The 14,870-nt window shown below is 62.4% G+C and carries 16 protein-coding genes; 11 read left to right on the top strand and 5 right to left on the bottom strand.

The genetic code is table 11. From position 1 onward, the window contains the following. Positions 1–59 precede the first annotated feature (59 nt). Together JQ567_RS16595 and JQ567_RS16590 are read left to right on the top strand one after the other, a co-directional pair. On the top strand, positions 60–623 hold the full coding sequence (locus JQ567_RS16595; protein WP_212439828.1) for a TRAP transporter small permease subunit: 564 nt from the start codon (positions 60–62) through the stop codon (positions 621–623). Beyond that, positions 620–2,044, top strand: a complete 1,425-nt coding sequence (locus JQ567_RS16590) for a TRAP transporter large permease subunit (RefSeq protein WP_212439827.1) — start codon at positions 620–622, stop codon at positions 2,042–2,044. The genes JQ567_RS16595 and JQ567_RS16590 overlap by 4 nt, the downstream gene beginning before the upstream one ends. Before the next feature lie 432 nt (positions 2,045–2,476). Here the strand turns inward: JQ567_RS16590 and JQ567_RS16585 are convergent, their stop codons facing one another. Both JQ567_RS16585 and JQ567_RS16580 read right to left on the bottom strand, forming a co-directional pair. Continuing rightward, complete coding sequence (locus tag JQ567_RS16585; RefSeq protein WP_212439826.1) at positions 2,477–3,235, bottom strand: SDR family oxidoreductase; 759 nt, start codon at positions 3,233–3,235, stop codon at positions 2,477–2,479. Between the two features lie 169 nt (positions 3,236–3,404). Next, positions 3,405–3,740 carry a DUF1127 domain-containing protein gene (locus JQ567_RS16580; RefSeq protein WP_212439825.1) on the bottom strand — a complete coding sequence of 112 codons (336 nt, stop codon included), beginning with the start codon at positions 3,738–3,740 and terminating at the stop codon, positions 3,405–3,407. A gap of 168 nt (positions 3,741–3,908) precedes the next feature. Between JQ567_RS16580 and JQ567_RS16575 the strand changes: the two genes are divergently transcribed. From JQ567_RS16575 to JQ567_RS16565, 3 genes are all read left to right on the top strand, one after another. Further along, a complete protein-coding gene (locus JQ567_RS16575) occupies positions 3,909–4,913 on the top strand; it encodes a YafY family protein (protein WP_212439824.1) in 1,005 nt (334 codons plus the stop codon). A gap of 105 nt (positions 4,914–5,018) precedes the next feature. After that, entirely contained in the window at positions 5,019–5,702 is a 684-nt protein-coding gene (locus tag JQ567_RS16570) for a helix-turn-helix domain-containing protein (RefSeq protein ID WP_212439823.1), read from the top strand. 2 nt (positions 5,703–5,704) lie between these two features. Continuing rightward, positions 5,705–6,148: a cupin domain-containing protein gene (locus tag JQ567_RS16565; protein ID WP_212439822.1), complete on the top strand. Its 444-nt coding sequence runs from the start codon at positions 5,705–5,707 to the stop codon at positions 6,146–6,148. Between the two features lie 114 nt (positions 6,149–6,262). Here JQ567_RS16565 and JQ567_RS16560 read toward each other — a convergent pair whose 3' ends face one another. Next, positions 6,263–7,381: a S9 family peptidase gene (locus tag JQ567_RS16560; protein WP_212439821.1), complete on the bottom strand. Its 1,119-nt coding sequence runs from the start codon at positions 7,379–7,381 to the stop codon at positions 6,263–6,265. Here JQ567_RS16560 and JQ567_RS16555 point away from each other — a divergent pair. Then, the gene (locus JQ567_RS16555) at positions 7,380–7,580 is read left to right on the top strand and encodes a hypothetical protein (protein WP_212439820.1); all 201 of its coding nucleotides are present in this window, start codon (positions 7,380–7,382) and stop codon (positions 7,578–7,580) included. The genes JQ567_RS16560 and JQ567_RS16555 overlap by 2 nt on opposite strands. A gap of 6 nt (positions 7,581–7,586) precedes the next feature. Here JQ567_RS16555 and JQ567_RS16550 read toward each other — a convergent pair whose 3' ends face one another. After that, the gene (locus JQ567_RS16550; protein ID WP_212439819.1) at positions 7,587–7,814 is read right to left on the bottom strand and encodes a hypothetical protein; all 228 of its coding nucleotides are present in this window, start codon (positions 7,812–7,814) and stop codon (positions 7,587–7,589) included. Positions 7,815–7,976: 162 nt separating this feature from the next. On the opposite strand from JQ567_RS16550, the gene JQ567_RS16545 reads away from it, so the two are divergent. From JQ567_RS16545 to JQ567_RS16525, 5 genes are all read left to right on the top strand, one after another. Then, on the top strand, positions 7,977–8,579 hold the full coding sequence (locus tag JQ567_RS16545; protein WP_212439818.1) for an isochorismatase family protein: 603 nt from the start codon (positions 7,977–7,979) through the stop codon (positions 8,577–8,579). A 91-nt stretch (positions 8,580–8,670) separates the two neighbouring features. Then, a complete protein-coding gene (locus tag JQ567_RS16540) occupies positions 8,671–9,915 on the top strand; it encodes an FAD-binding oxidoreductase (protein WP_212439817.1) in 1,245 nt (414 codons plus the stop codon). A 118-nt stretch (positions 9,916–10,033) separates the two neighbouring features. Next, positions 10,034–11,125 (top strand): patatin-like phospholipase family protein, encoded by a 1,092-nt coding sequence (locus JQ567_RS16535; protein WP_212439816.1) that lies wholly within the window; start codon positions 10,034–10,036, stop codon positions 11,123–11,125. A gap of 95 nt (positions 11,126–11,220) precedes the next feature. After that, a complete protein-coding gene (locus tag JQ567_RS16530; protein ID WP_212439815.1) occupies positions 11,221–12,453 on the top strand; it encodes a rhodanese-like domain-containing protein in 1,233 nt (410 codons plus the stop codon). 98 nt (positions 12,454–12,551) lie between these two features. Then, positions 12,552–13,352, top strand: coding sequence for an AMP nucleosidase (locus tag JQ567_RS16525; protein ID WP_212439814.1), 801 nt, complete (start codon positions 12,552–12,554; stop codon positions 13,350–13,352). Between the two features lie 40 nt (positions 13,353–13,392). On the opposite strand, the gene JQ567_RS16520 is transcribed toward JQ567_RS16525, so the two are convergent. Then, positions 13,393–14,817 (bottom strand): DUF1186 domain-containing protein, encoded by a 1,425-nt coding sequence (locus tag JQ567_RS16520; protein WP_212439813.1) that lies wholly within the window; start codon positions 14,815–14,817, stop codon positions 13,393–13,395. Positions 14,818–14,870: the final 53 nt, after the last annotated feature.

Here is a 14,870-nt window from a genome sequence, read left to right as displayed (position 1 = left end):
GGGTTGGCCGCCCTCCATTGCCTGCATCGCGCCGCAAGGCGCGAACGGTAGGGGGAGGGATGGCTGAGGCAACAGACAGGCAGTCGCCGGCGCTGCTGACCATGATCCGGATCATTGACGGCTTCACGGATCGGACCGGCACGATCATCTCGTGGCTGGCGGTACCGCTGGTTCTGGCCGTCGCCTACGAGGTTGGAGCGCGCTACCTGTTCAACGCGCCGACCATATGGGCCTACGACGCAACCTACATGCTCTACGGCTCGCTGTTCATGCTCGGCGCCGCTTACGCGCTGCACAAGGGCGCTCACATCCGCACCGACTTCTTCTGGGAGAAGTTCTCCACCCGCAGGAAGGGCTGGATCGACACGATCTCCTATATCGTCTTCTTCTTCCCGAGCCTGATCATGCTGCTCCTGATCAGCTGGAACGAGTTTCACTACGCCTGGCAGATCAACGAGACTTCGGACCAGACACCGTGGCGGCCGGTGCTGTGGCCGTTCAAGTTCGTCGTGCCGCTCGCCTGCCTCTTGCTGCTGATCCAGGGCGTGTCCGAGTTGATCAAGAGCATCTACATGGCGCGCACCGGCGTCGAGCTCGAGCACAAGGAGAAGGTCGAGATATGACCGCAGAAGCGCTCATCGGCCTCATCATGCTCCTGGTCTTGCTTGGCGCGATCTTCATCGGTGTGCCAATCTCGTTCACGTTGCTGTTTCTCGCCTTTGCGTTCGGCTACGTGGGCATGGGCGCGACGGTCTTCGACCTTGCCTACTTCCAGACCATCGGTCTGATGAAGGAGGAACTCCTGGCCGCCGTGCCGCTGTTCATATTCATGGGCTTCATCACCGAGCAGGCGGGCCTCATGGAACGCCTATTTACGGCGTTCCGCATGCTGCTTGCGCCGGTGCGCGGCGCACTCTTCCTCGTCGTCATCCTGACCTCGACCGTGTTCGCGATGGCGACGGGCATCGTCGGAGCAGCCGTCACCGTTCTTGGCATCATGGCCTCGCCGATCATGATCAAGGCGGGTTATGACGCCAAGCTTTCAGCGGGCACCATCACTGCGGGCGGCACCCTCGGCATTCTCATTCCCCCGTCGGTAATGCTGATCGTGATGGGGCCGGTGCTCGGGGTATCGGTCGCCGATCTCTATGCTGCGGCCTTCGGGCCGGGCTTCCTGCTGGCCGGCCTGTACATCGCCTATCTGATGGGCCGCGCTTTCATAAACCCCAAACTCGGCCCGCCGGTGCCGATGGACGAGCGGATCTACTCGGCGGGGTACATTGCGCGCGAGGTGATCGTCGGCACGCTGCCCCTGCTCGGGCTCATCACGGCGACGCTCGGCTCGATCATCGGGGGTCTTGCGACGCCGACGGAGGCCGCCGGCATCGGCAGCGTCGGTGCGCTGATCCTGGCCATCGCATATGGCAGGTTCTCGCTCAGCGGACTACAACGAGCGCTGATCTCGACGATGGCGACGTCGAGCATGGTCCTGCTACTGGCGGTCACGTCGAACATTTTCGGTGCGGTGTTCGCCCGTCTCGGCTCGGCGAACTGGATCACTGAGACGATGCTCGGGCTCCAGTTGCCGCCCAGCCTCATGTTGATTGTCGTGCTGGTGCTCATTTTCCTGCTGGGTTGGCCGTTTGAGTGGCCAGCCATCATCCTGGTGTTCCTGCCGATCTTCTACCCCGTCGTGAAGGGCATGGGCATCGACCTCATATGGTTCGGAGCATTGGTTGCGGTGGTGCTGCAGACCGCCTTCCTGTCGCCGCCGGTCGCCATGTCAGCGTACTATCTCAAGCAGGTGGTCAAGGGCTGGAGTCTCGCGACGATTTACGCCGGCATGTTCCAGTTCATGATCCTGCAGGTGATCTGCGTTGGACTGATGATCGCCTTCCCCGGCATCGCGACCTGGTTCCCGCAGACGCTGCACGAGGCATCCCGCAGCCAGGTCATCCCCGAGGAGTACAAGAAAATCCTGGAACAGCAGAAGCGGGCACCGCCCCTGGAAGACGAAGACTGGCTGACACCAAAAAAGAAGTAGCCGGGCGTCGGCCGAATCAGTCGGCCCTTGGCGCAGCTCGTCCGGCCCTTTCACGCCAGATCGCGATGGCATAGAAAATCGAAGCTGGAACGGCGGCGCTTGCCCTTTCACGGGCCGCTGCGGTCTTTATGTGGCGCAATCAGAATTTGCGAGGAACACCATCCGCGTTGTGCTGGATGAGGCTACGCCGCCGCCTGTGCCCGCCAAGCCGAAGCGCACCTACGGCATGGCGGCGCTCTGTGCTAACAGTGGACAGCTTTATATATTAGTTTCAATAATAGTAGAGTTTGCGGCCATTATTCTGAATGGCGCGCCATTTCGCCGAATCTACGATTTCCCGTGAGCAGCCACGCCAGACTACGACGCAGAATTCGTAGGGCAGGTTCATCTTCGTCTCGGCCATCACAACCATTCGGCGGCGTGCGGGCGGTATCACGTCAGTCGAACGGAGATGCCGCCATCCACGATCATCGGGCTTCCCGTCATGAAGCTCGAGCGGTCGGAAAGCAGGAACAGGGCTGCCTGCGCCACCTCCTTTGCATTCGCCATTCGCTTCATTGGATGCAGATTTGCGATGAAATCCAAAGCGGCAGGATTTCCCTCTCCGCCGCTTGGCGTGATCGTGCCGCCCGGCAACAGTGAATTGACCCGGACGCCATCTGCGGCGTGGTCGGATGCCAGTGACCGCACCAGGCCGATCAATCCGGCTTTGGACGCCGCGTAGGCCCCCATTCCCGGCATTCCCCCGTTGCTGAAGCCGACAAAGGATGACGTGAAGACAATCGAACCTTGCCCTCGCTTCTTCATGACCGGTATCTGCGCCTTCGCGGCCAGGAACGCGCTTGTCAGATTGACCGACATGACGTCGTTCCAGTTGGCGATTCCCATATCGGCGACCGGCCCCATCTCTCCCACGATGCCGGCATTATTGAATGCGCCGTCCAACCCACCGAACTCCCTCATGGCGAGATCGACGAGAGCATTGGCGTAGTTTTCATTCCTTACATCGCCGGAAAGGAATACAGCCTTGCCATTGCCTTGATTGATTTGCCCGGCAAGCGTTTCCATCTCCGCCGATCGGCGCGCGCCAAGGACCACATTGGCGCCTTCGGCTGCGAACAGCAAAGCCGCCGCTGCGCCTATCCCACTGCTTGCGCCAGTGACGATGACCGACTTGTTTTTCAGTTCCATAACGAGCGCTCCAGAAGGTTGTGTCAGGGCGCTCTAACAGTTGGGTACGCAGCGCAGCCACCCGTTTCCCGACCTCAAGCAACCGGTGTCGGCGACATCACAAGAGAAATGGATCGCGCCAACCTGCCGATGAAACCAACCCATCACGGATGAGCAAAGGTTACGCTTCTCAATTTCGCCAATCGCGAGCGGGCCGCCAGAACGACTGGCTTGCTTCGTAGTCGACGGTGCCGGGATCGAGGCCGATGTCGCGGAGCATCCGCTCGTCGAGGCTGGCGAGTTCGCGGCGCGCCACGCTGCGGTGGCGCCACTCGCGCACGATGGCGACGATCAAGCCCAGGATCAGGTGCCAGCTGGCGCGCGGCGTCACCACCGCGTGAGCGGGGACAGCGGCTGCTGGCTCGTGCGTGGCCGGTGTCCGCGGGGTCGAGCGTTGCGCCGGGACTCGGTCCAGAAGTTTGGGCGCGATGATCGGCTGACGGCGTTCTGACACCAATGTCGACATGATCGTCTCCTGTTCTCTGTGCTGTGGTCATTCGCAAGAAATATCGTCGTAATTTCAGTGCGTTATGTCGTATTTCGCTGACCCGTGACGGTGTCGGCGATTGCTGTTCTGATTATGCGCCGCCATACCTGACAGGGTGTGTCAGGTATTTTCTGCTAGGCTGCGGAAATGCGCGCGAGCCGGCTATTGTCGATCCTGTTGCTTCTGCAAGCCCGCGGCCGGATGACGGCCGAAGAGCTGGCGAGCGAGTTCGAGGTTTCGGTTCGCACCATCTATCGCGACGTCGATCAGCTCAGCACCGCAGACGTGCCGATCTATGCGGATCGCGGCCCGAGCGGCGGATTTCAGTTGCTCGACGGCTACCGCACCAAGCTCACGGGCCTTTCGCCCGCCGAGGCCGAGACGTTGTCGCTCGCCGGACTGCCGGGACCCGCGGCGCAACTCGGGCTCGCCGACGTGCTCACGGCGGCCCAACTGAAATTGAGCGCGGCGTTGCCCGAACGGTCGCGCGCGAATGCAGGCCGCGTCGCCGCACGATTCCACCTCGATCCCGTTGGCTGGTTCCGCGGTGCCGATGACGCAAGGCTGCTGCCGGCAATCGCCAACGCGGTGTGGAACGAGAAGTGCCTCGACGTGCACTACCGGCGCGCCGAGGGCGCGGTCGAGCGCCGGTTGCAGCCGCTCGGTCTCGTGCTCAAGGCGGGCATCTGGTATCTCGTCGCGCAGGTCGGCGATCAGCCGCGCACCTATCGCGTCTCCAACTTCATCGATCTCGCCGTGACCGAGGAGTCGTTCGAACGGCGGAAGGATTTCGACTTGGCGCGCTTCTGGGTCACCTCATCACGCGCGTTCGAAACCAGCGTCTACCATTCCAACGCCACGCTGCGCGTGACGGCGCGCGGTCTCGCCAGGCTCGACGTGCTCGGCTCACGCGTCGCTCAGGCGGCCGCCGAGACGGCAAGGCCGGCGGATGCCGGCGGTTGGATTAGCGTCACGATCCCGATCGAGTCGGTCGAGCGGGCCGCGTCCAGTCTGATCGCGCTCGGCGCCGACGTCGAAGTCGTCGAACCCCCGGAACTGCGCGAGCGGCTTGTCGCAACGGTGCAGGAACTCGTCCGCCTCTACGCGCCCGTGCAGCCGACGGAGCCTCGGCCGCGACAGCGCAAGCGCTGAAGGCCACACGTCGCGCCGGGCCTAAGATGACCACCGCTTGCAAAAAAATTGTCTGTGAAGCAATTTTAGTTGACGGCTGAACAAATTCGGGAAATGCTCCATGCCATGAAAATCCAGGACGAAGCCTTGGTGAGGCTGGGTGGTCGCATCCGCGCGTTGCGGGAGGTGCGCGGCATGAAACTGAAGCAATTGGCCGACGCCACCGGGCTCTCGGATGCGTTCGTCTCGCGCCTTGAACGGGGCCAGGTCTCAAGCTCGGTCGCCAACCTGATCCAGATCGCGCAGGCGCTCGACATCGGCGTCAGTGAACTGTTCGCCGATCCGCCAGACCGGCTTCGCAGCGATATCACCGTGCATCGCCACGGCGACGGCGGCGAAGACCAGAGCATTCCGAGCACCGGCTATCGCTGGCGGCTGTTTGCCGGCGGCATGCCGAACGACGACCTCGAGGTCTTTCATCTGCTGTTCCCGCGCAAGAACCGGATGGATCTGATGGTGTCGCATCCGGGGCAGGAATATTGCTACGTGCTCAGCGGTCGCATCCGCTTTCATGTCGGCGCCGAAACCTTCGAGCTTGTGTCGGGCGAAGGCATCTTCCTCAATTCCGAACTGCCGCACCGCGCCGACAATATCGGCGGCGACGAAGCGCGGATACTGATGGTGGTCGCCAAATCCTCGAACGCCAAATCCTCCGAACATTTCGACTGGTGGCGCGTGGCCGGTGCCGCGGCCCCGACAAGATCCAGCACGCGCAAAACCAGCAAAAGCAAAATCAGCCAGGGAGAATGACGATGCAACCAGCGGCCAGTTCAGCCGGCGGCAAGCATTTGCCGTACGAGGCCAAGCACATTAACGATTTCGAGTGGGAGACCATCCGCTGGCCGGGCGAAACCGGCAAGATGCTGTTTCACCCGCGGCCGGAACGGCCGACCGAACCAAACGCCGGAATCCTGCGGTTAGAGCCTGGCGCCCATCATCCGATTCACAATCACGATTTCGCGCAGGTCTGGTACATCCTGTCAGGTGAATTCCGGATCGACGACGTCATCTACACGGCTGGAACGATGATCTTTCATCCCGATCCGCATTTCGAAGGCAAGTTCGAAACGGCGACGGGCGGCGATATCCTCATCGTGCAATATCCCGGCCCGAGCACCGGCGGCAGGCCGATCTATGCCGGCCGCTTCAACATGGAAAAACGCCGCGATATCTCCGAGGAACGAACTGATCTCTGATCGCGGCTGATTGCAGCGGCGCGCAGAAAGACGTGATCGTCGCGCGTGACGTCAAATGCGCAGCGCGCGCCGCAAGCTGCTGCGACGGTGTTGATGTCGCGACGGCGACGCCCCTCAGTTCGGCGTCGCCACGATATCGAAATTTTTCATGGCCGGATTGCAGGCCATCTTGGCCGCCTTCTCGCAGCTTTCCAAAGCGGATCTCTGCGCGGGTTCAAGCCCGCCGGTACTCGCGGAATAGCTCGGGACGCCGTTCGGCGCGCGGACCAGCACTTTTGGGGTGTAGAGCGAGAAATATCCCTCGAGCCACGGCCGGCGGGTCGCCGGCATATTGTATTTCTGCATCAAGGCATCGAGCTGTTGCGCACTCCAGGTCGGCAGGTTCTGCGCGCGCAGGAAGGGATCGAGCGCCGCCAGCCAATGCTGCCGCCCTGCCGGAAGTTCGAAGATGTTGTGACCGTCGGCCGGTTGCAGCGACGGAGCAATTTTCAAGGTGGCGACGCCGCCTTGTGCGACATAGGCCGCGTGCACCTTGCGTGCGGCATCGGGCCCGAAATTGCCGTCGTTCTCCGAATAGACCCAGAGCGTCGGCGTCCTTGTCTGGCCGCCGAAAGACGCCAGCGCCGCGATCGGCATATCCTGCGGACAGGCGAGTTGCCCCTGGGCGTCGGTGATCCGCATGGCGCCGGCGAGATTCACGACCGCTTTCAGCCCCGGGGTATTGCGCGCCGCAAGCGCGAGCGCGGCGCCGCCTCCCACGGAGCCGCCGATCGCGATCACCCGTGTGGCATCGGCATCGCCGCGTCCGGCCACGACGCGCAACGCGCGCTCGAGATCGTCGGCCTCCACCGAGAAGTAGCGGCGCAGGTCGGCATCATTGCATTTGGCATAGGCCGCATTGGCGGGTTGGCCCGTTGTCCCGCCCGACAGCCCGTAACCTCGCCGCACCACGGCGACAGCGAGATAGCCGCGATAGGCGAGGCCGCGGGCCTGCGGCGCCATTAACGGGGCGCGCATGTTCACGAGTTCGGACGGCAGCCGAGGCTTGCCATGCGTGAGCAAAGCGACCGGCAGCCGTCCCTTCGCGGCAGCCAGCCTTACGATCAATGCTTCCAGCCGGTAGTTTCCACCCGGCGCACGAATATCGAGGAAGGTGATTTCTTCGAGCAGGGCCGGGTGGTCCGGTGGCGAGGCAGGCGCAGCTTGCGTCAGGCCGGGCGTGGAGACTGCCATGGACACGATCATCGTTACGGCCGCCGCGATCGCAGAAATGGACCTCATCGTCGAACCTCCGCAGGCGCACTACGCGGTGTGGCCTGAACATGCAGCGTATCACAGCCATCATGTCGCACGATCATCACCGCCACACGCTTGGCCTGCGCCGACCGTGTGGTCCAATCATCAACCTCACTCGGGTGGCAAAGAACCGTGATCTGGCTCACCTAGCCGGCATAAACCGTGTCCACGGATGAATTGCACGGGACTCCCTCAAGACCGCGATGCGCCGGTGGTAAAGCCGACAGGCGCCGTCGTAGAAAATCACATCCTCGACCAGCAACGATCGCAGCTCATCGATCTCTTCTGGCGGTACGTCGACGGCACTTTGCGCGGTGACATTGAGCGGGCGATAGTTGACGTCGGGAAGGCCCGCGAGCGAGCTGAGCAATGCGGTAGCAATTCCTCGACGATTTCAGGGTCTGGGGTGACCTCCGGCAATCATGCCTTGCTTCTTCCCGATCGGGAAGTGCTTTGGCTGCAAGCGATCCGCGTGGATTCCGGTGCAGTCCCGTCTCTGGCCAAACGGCGGCGGACGAACTATCGTCGCGGCATGTCAGCCCCAAAGCGCGTCCACGCCGATCAGTGTAGCGGCGCGATCATCGACTATCAGGATTTCTTTTTGGCGCAGCTCGAGCCGCGTAACCGCTCTCGCTTGCGCAAAAACATGCGCAACTTCGCGCGCCTTCTTGCGTATATGCGTATTCCGACGGTCGTCACACTCGAGCGGCCGGTCCACCGAAAAGGCGCGGTGCCGCAGGATATCAAGGCGCCGCTCGGCAGCACCGCAAAGGTTTTCGAGAAGGATTTCTTCGACCTTACCAAGGAGAAGCCGATCCGGGCCCATCTGAAACGGCTGAAGAAGACGCAAATCGTCGTTGCCGGTTGCGAGACCGACGTGTGCGTCCTGCAATCCTGCCTCGGTCTTCTCGAAATGGGTTTTGAGGTTTTCGCGGTCGAGGAGCTGCTGTTTTCGTCGGCGCGCAATGTCGATGCTGCGTTGGTGAGGCTGAGGTCCGAGGGAGTGATCATCCTGTCCTACAAGACGCTGTTCTTCGAACTGGTCGAGGTCGTGGCAGGTGGACCGCATGCCGAAAAGATGGTCGCGGCATTCGGCGAATTACCTTCCGATCTCCCGGAAGAAGCTGTGTCTTGAGGTGCAGGCGCCCCCGCGTGGCGCGCTGTTGCCGCTCGACGGCGGGCTGACGCTGATGGTGCGAATGCGAAATTCCCTGGTGGTGAAATAGATGTCGGACAAGAAATTGGATGTCGTCGTGCTCGGCGCGGGCATCGTCGGCGTGTCCGCGGCCTATGCCGCGCGGCAGCAGGGGTTGTCGGTCGTGCTCGTCGACCGGCGTGAGCCCGGCAGCGAGACCTCCTACGGCAATGCCGGCATCCTCTCCAGCGGCTCGATATCGCCGCTGAACAATCCGTCGCTGTGGAGCGCGCTGCCGAAATATCTGACCAACCGGCACGCGGCGCTGCGCTGGAATATCGGCTGGTCGATTCGCAACGCGGAATGGGTGCTCCAGTTTCTGGCCAATGCGATCCCGTCTCGAACCAGACCGCGGGCGGCGGCCCTGCACGGGCTGATCGGCGCATCGCTGAAACTGCATCGGGATTGGATCGTGAAAGCGGGCGCGGGACACCGCATCCGCGAGACCGGCTGGCTGAAGGCGTGGCGCGGCGACGCGATCGATGCGGCCAAGCGGGAACAGGCCTTGCTGACCGAATTTGGTATCGAAAGCCAGTTGCTCGACCGCCAGGCGATTTCCGCGCTCGAGCCAGGCATCGTGCCGATCTATAAAGTGGGGCTGCTTCATTCGCAGACGGCCTCGGTCGATTCCCCGGGCGCGGTGGTGAAAGCCTATGCGCGGATGTTCGCGGGCGCAGGCGGCGAGATCCGGCAGTCGGAGATTAGGGCGATCATGCCTGACGGCGAGGGGTGGCGCGTGGTGCTCGCCGATGGCGCGCTTTCCGTGCGGCATGTCGTGGTCGCGCTCGGACCGTGGTCGGCGGAAATGCTGCGGCCGCTCGGCTATCGCGTGCCGCTGGCGTTCGAACGCGGCTACCATCGTGAGTTCAAGCCGAACCCGGCGCGCGCGTTGCGGCGTCCAATCCATGACGTCGATGGCAGTTTCCTGATGACGCCGATGGAGCAGGGCATTCGCGTCACCTCCGGCGTCGAACTCGCCGACCATGATGCGCCTTCGTCCTACGCCCAGATCGATGCGGTGGAGCCGCTGGCGCGCGAGGTGGTCGAATTTGGCGAGCAGGTCGGCGACACCTGGCGTGGCGCGCGGCCGACGCTGCCCGACAGCCTGCCGATGATCGGACCGGCGCCGCGGCATGCCGGCCTGTGGCTGGCGTTCGGCAACCAGCACATCGGCTTCACCACGGGGCCTGCGACCGGCGCCGCGATCGCCGCCATGATCAAGGGAGCACCACCATCGTACGACGTCACAGCTTTTGCGCCGCGCCGCTACATCTGATGCTCCATAGCGCCTCCCTCAGTACATCTATTGACTTAGGTCTGCTTGCGGATCCTGTACTCGGGAGCCACATTTCTTCCTGACTGCTTGCGAACACCATTAAAATTGGAGTTCTGCGATGGAAGCGGCTTCGGGGCGCTATTCGGCGGCAACGCCTGAGGCAGGGAGCGCCGGCGACGGACCGGCACTCTCCAACCAGGTGAGGACGATCAATCTGGCCCTTCAAGGTGGCGGCGCCCATGGCGCCTTTACCTGGGGCGTGCTCGACCGGCTCCTCGACGAAAAGGACGTTGCCTTCGAGGGATTGAGTGCGACCAGCGCCGGCGCGATGAATGCGGCGGTCTTTGCCTACGGGCTTTCCGTCGGCGGCCGCGAAGGGGCGCGCAAGGCGCTGACCGACTACTGGAAGCGTGTCAGCGACGCGGCTAGTTTGGGGCCGTTGCAACCAAGCCCGATCGACCGGCTGCTGGGGAACCACAAGCTGACCTGGTCGCCGGTCTTCTCGCTGCTCGGCTTCGTGACGCGCGTGCTGTCGCCGTATGAGTTCAACCCGTCGGACTATAACCCGTTGCGTGAAGTGGTCGAGCAATCGATCGATTTCGAGGTGCTGAAGTGCCCGGACTGTCCGGTCAAGCTGTTCCTGTCTGCGACCAACGTTCGCACCGGAAAGGTGAAGATCTTTTCGGGGACTGAAATTTCAGCGTCTGCCGTGATGGCTTCGGCATGTGTTCCGACCATGTTTCACGCCGTCGAGATCGACGGTGAGGCCTACTGGGACGGCGGCTACATGGGAAATCCGGCGCTGTTCCCCCTCATCTACAACTGCAAGAGCTCCGATATTGTCATCGTTCATATCAATCCGCTGTTCCGCAAGGAATTGCCGTACGCGGCAGTCGACATCCTGAACCGCATCAATGAGATCAGTTTCAATTCATCGCTGATGCGGGAGATGCGGGCGGTCAGCTTCATAACCAGGCTGGTCAAGCAGAACCATATCGTCGGCGGAGACGTCCGGCAGATCTTCATCCACAGCGTCGCCGACGATGAATTCATGGGGGCGCTCAGCCCGACCAGCAAATACAACGCCGATTGGGACTTTCTTGTTTTTCTTCGCGACCAGGGCCGGAAATGCGCGAACGACTGGCTGACGAACCATTTCGTCAAGCTCGGCGTCGAATCGTCCGTCAATATCGACCAAGTGTATCTCTAGATTCGAAGGGTGGCGCGCCATTCGTTATTTGCTGGTGAATTATTCGCCGCGTTGTGCGATGACGGCAGCAACGCCACCTCCAGACCTGCCATGCCATGACCCCACCCACCGTCACACCCTCGCAAGTCCGCACCGCGCTTCTGCTGCGCGATGAAATCGCGTTGCTCGATCTACGGCACGAGGCGGCTTTCGCCGCCGGCCATCCGCTGTTTGCCGCCAACATGGCGGCCGGCCGCATCGCGCTCGAAGCCGAGACGCGGCTGCCGCGCAAGGACTTGCCGATCGTGATCTACGACGCGGGCGAAGGCCTCGTCCCGCAGGCGATCGATCAGTTCAAAACGCTGGGATACACCAACGTCCGCGCGCTCGAAGGCGGGCTGCAGGGCTGGCAGGCGGCGGGCTATGAGCTGTTTCAGGACGTCAATTCTTACGCCAAGGCGTTTGGCGAACTGGTGGAGCATCGCCGCCACACGCCCTCGCTGGCGGCGGAAGAGGTCGCAAGCCTGATTGCGCGCAAGGCCAATATCCGGATTCTCGACGTTCGCCGCTTCGACGAGTACGCGACCATGAACATCCCGGGCTCGATCAGCGTGCCCGGCGGCGAGTTGGTGCTGCGCGCCGGCGAGGCGGCGCCAGATCCCGAAACCACCATCATCGTCAATTGCGCCGGCCGCACCCGCTCGATCATCGGCACCCAGTCGCTGATCAATGCCGGCGTCGCCAATAAAGTCGTGGCGCTGCGCAACGGCACCATCGGCTGGACATTGGCCAAGCAGGATCTCGAACACGGCTCTGGCCGTCGTGGTGCCATCGGCGCTTCCGAGAATGCAAAAGCCAATGCGCGCGATGTCGCCTATCGCGCCGGCGTCCGTCGTGTCGGCCCGGAAGAGGCGCGGGCGCTGGCGGCGCAGACCAACCGCACGCTCTATCGTTTCGACGTCCGCGACGCCGAGGAGTATGCCGCTGGTCACCTCCCGGGCTTCCGCCATTACGCCGGCGGACAGCTGGTGCAGGAGATCGACATGGCCGCGCCGGTGCGCGGCGCGCGGATTCTTCTGTCCGATAATCTCGGCGTCCGCGCCGACATGACCGCGTCCTGGCTCGCGCAGATGGGGTGGGAAACCTATTTGCTCGATGGCGGCTATGACGGCGCGCTGGAAGTCGGCCCGCCGGTGGTCCTGCCAAAGCCCGATCCGTCGCACCGCTACCGGCGTCCCTATGAGGGCACCGATGTCTCGACTGCTGCAATGCAGGCCTATCTCGACTGGGAATATGGCCTGGTCGACCAGCTCCGGCGCGACGCCAGCCATGGTTTCTTCGTGATTTGAATGGCTACCTCGTAATTTGATGCCGAAGGCGGCGGCACGGTCCTTGTCGGCGTGATAGTCTTGGCCTTGCTGGGCGCCGCGAGGTGAGTCGAAAGGCAATGAGAGACAAAAAGGACATCGTGGAAAACTGGCTGCCGCGTTACACCGGCACACAGCTTTCTGAATTCGGAGACTATGTTCTCCTGACCAACTTCGACAATTACGTCGAATGGTTCGCCGCAGGGAACGGCGTTCTGGTGAACGGCATCGATCGGCCGATGCCCAACGCGACGGCCGATGGCATCACGCTGATCAATTTCGGCATGGGAAGCCCGAACGCCGCGACCGTGATGGATCTGCTCAGCGCCATCGCGCCGAAGGCCGTGTTGTTTCTCGGCAAGTGCGGCGGGTTGAAGCGCAAAAATCAGATAGGCGATTTGATATTGCCGATCGCGGCCATCCGGGGCGAGGGGACGTCGAATGATTATTTGCCGCCGGAGGTCCCCGCGCTGCCTGCGTTCGAGTTGCAGCGCGCGGTGTCGACGATGATCCGCGATCTCGGTCGCGACTATTGGACCGGCACCGTGTACACCACCAATCGCCGCGTCTGGGAACATGATGATCGCTTCAAGGAAATCTTGCGCGGCACGCGAAGCATGGCGATCGATATGGAGACGGCGACGATCTTTGCGGCAGGATTCGCCAACCATATTTCGACCGGCGCGCTGCTTCTGGTGTCCGATCAGCCGATGATACCCGAGGGTGTGAAGACCGAAGCGTCGGACCGGACGGTGACCGAGAACTATGTCGAGATCCACATCAGGATTGGGATCGAGGCCCTGAAGCTGGTGCGTCGCCGGGGCCGCAGCGTCAAGCATTTGCGCTTCGAAGACGATTTCGACCGGGGGATCGAGACGTAGGGGTCATGGCGCCATCCAAGCGCGAGACACCAGTTTAATATTATTCGGAGCGCAACCAGTTTTCGGCCGTCAGCTCTTCAAGTTCGGAAAAATACCGGGCGGTGAAATCGCGATCGGATGGCTTCTCGGGCCGCCGTGTCTGCGAACCCACCTCGCGCAGCTGCTCGTTAAGGTGACCGGAAAGGACCGAGGCGATCGCATGGATCGCCTCGTGACGATCGAGTCCCTCGGCCATCAGCCGCAGCAGAGTGCGGCGCACCGGGTATCGATCTCCTTCCGCAATCTGGTTCTCGACGACGGCGTGCATGGCCGCATGCGCTCCTGCGCGCTCCAGCTTAATGCCGGCGCGCCGGTGGTAGTGCTCGATCATGTCAAGACGTCGTTGCTCGTCGGCCGCGAGCCAGTCGCCCGGATCAGGCTCGACCAGCGGATCGTAGTCCCGAATCCGGTCTGCGATGCCGTCGAATTCATACACCTCGTCTATGTCGAAGGGATCGCCCGGCGATGCGATCTGCGGCAGTTCCGCTCTGCCGATACAGCACTTCTTGAATTTCTTGCCGCTGCCACAGGGGCAGGGGTCGTTGCGGCCGACGTTGCGGAACGGGTTGTGCGCTGGCATCGCGGGCCACGGATCGAGGCTCGGGTCGTCTGCGATCTGATCCTGATATTCCTTCGGATTGGCTATCTCCCAGCCCGATAATTCCTCGATGACATCACCGAACGGCTCGTACTCCTTGCGCCGCCATGGCTGAAGCGGGCCGCCGGCGCAGGCCTCCTTCAAATCATCCTCGAAATCCTTCAAATCCTTCAACATCGGGTCGTTGAAGCCGAGCCGGAATATCTCGCGCACCAGGGGCTCGAGCTCGACCAACCCCAGCACTGCGATCGTGCCCTGCCAGCCGTCCCATACGGCACACACATCCCGAGGCTGCAAATCGTCGAAGGCCGACCGCAAGAAATCGGCGACCGCAGCCCGGTCGAGTTCGCCGCGAAAAACGAGTATCACGAGGGCGTCGAGGGCACTCCAGCGCACGAACTCGTCCGCCTTGGGATCTCGAATGATGTCGTAGATCGGACCTGGATCGCCATCGAAAACACTTGCCAGCACCTTGTGGCTGGTCGCCGTCGTGGCGTCGCCGAGAATCAATTCGACGTCCGGCCGGCGCAAAAAGCGCGCGATCGTGCGATACGCTGATTTCTCCCGCCACTGGCCAAGAAGATGGAACGCGATGAAGAGGCCATTCTCCTCGATCTCGTTCTTGGGCTCGCATCTGTCGATGGCGTCCAGCAGCAGCGGCGCCACAATCGTCCGATCGGCGGTTGCGGCACGGATCGCCTCGGTCGGCAGGCCGTCGCCGGAACCCAATTGGTCAAGGATCTGCATGGGAACGATTTCGTTTGCGTATCCAAATGTCAGGGCAAGTTTGCAGCCTCTGATTATAGCGATCAGGAATACCGGCAGCAAACGGCGCTTAGCCACTCATCGGGGTTCGGACGCCAGTTCCGGCGGTTGCCGTC

This window comes from Bradyrhizobium sp. AUGA SZCCT0431 (assembly GCF_018131065.1).
In the GTDB taxonomy this organism is placed as follows: domain Bacteria; phylum Pseudomonadota; class Alphaproteobacteria; order Rhizobiales; family Xanthobacteraceae; genus Bradyrhizobium.
This window is presented reverse-complemented; position numbering and strand designations above follow the sequence as displayed.

Excerpts from the sequence above, each read along its gene's own strand:
- JQ567_RS16560 (WP_212439821.1), bottom strand. The coding sequence starts at position 7,381 with ATGGCAGTCTCCACGCCCGGCCTGACGCAAGCTGCGCCTGCCTCGCCA.
- JQ567_RS16570 (WP_212439823.1), top strand. The coding sequence starts at position 5,019 with ATGAAAATCCAGGACGAAGCCTTGGTGAGGCTGGGTGGTCGCATCCGC.
- JQ567_RS16545 (WP_212439818.1), top strand. The coding sequence starts at position 7,977 with ATGTCAGCCCCAAAGCGCGTCCACGCCGATCAGTGTAGCGGCGCGATC.
- JQ567_RS16590 (WP_212439827.1), top strand. The coding sequence starts at position 620 with ATGACCGCAGAAGCGCTCATCGGCCTCATCATGCTCCTGGTCTTGCTT.
- JQ567_RS16555 (WP_212439820.1), top strand. The coding sequence starts at position 7,380 with ATGGACACGATCATCGTTACGGCCGCCGCGATCGCAGAAATGGACCTC.
- JQ567_RS16565 (WP_212439822.1), top strand. The coding sequence starts at position 5,705 with ATGCAACCAGCGGCCAGTTCAGCCGGCGGCAAGCATTTGCCGTACGAG.
- JQ567_RS16575 (WP_212439824.1), top strand. The coding sequence starts at position 3,909 with ATGCGCGCGAGCCGGCTATTGTCGATCCTGTTGCTTCTGCAAGCCCGC.
- JQ567_RS16585 (WP_212439826.1), bottom strand. The coding sequence starts at position 3,235 with ATGGAACTGAAAAACAAGTCGGTCATCGTCACTGGCGCAAGCAGTGGG.
- JQ567_RS16595 (WP_212439828.1), top strand. The coding sequence starts at position 60 with ATGGCTGAGGCAACAGACAGGCAGTCGCCGGCGCTGCTGACCATGATC.
- JQ567_RS16530 (WP_212439815.1), top strand. The coding sequence starts at position 11,221 with ATGACCCCACCCACCGTCACACCCTCGCAAGTCCGCACCGCGCTTCTG.
- JQ567_RS16540 (WP_212439817.1), top strand. The coding sequence starts at position 8,671 with ATGTCGGACAAGAAATTGGATGTCGTCGTGCTCGGCGCGGGCATCGTC.
- JQ567_RS16580 (WP_212439825.1), bottom strand. The coding sequence starts at position 3,740 with ATGTCGACATTGGTGTCAGAACGCCGTCAGCCGATCATCGCGCCCAAA.
- JQ567_RS16525 (WP_212439814.1), top strand. The coding sequence starts at position 12,552 with ATGAGAGACAAAAAGGACATCGTGGAAAACTGGCTGCCGCGTTACACC.
- JQ567_RS16535 (WP_212439816.1), top strand. The coding sequence starts at position 10,034 with ATGGAAGCGGCTTCGGGGCGCTATTCGGCGGCAACGCCTGAGGCAGGG.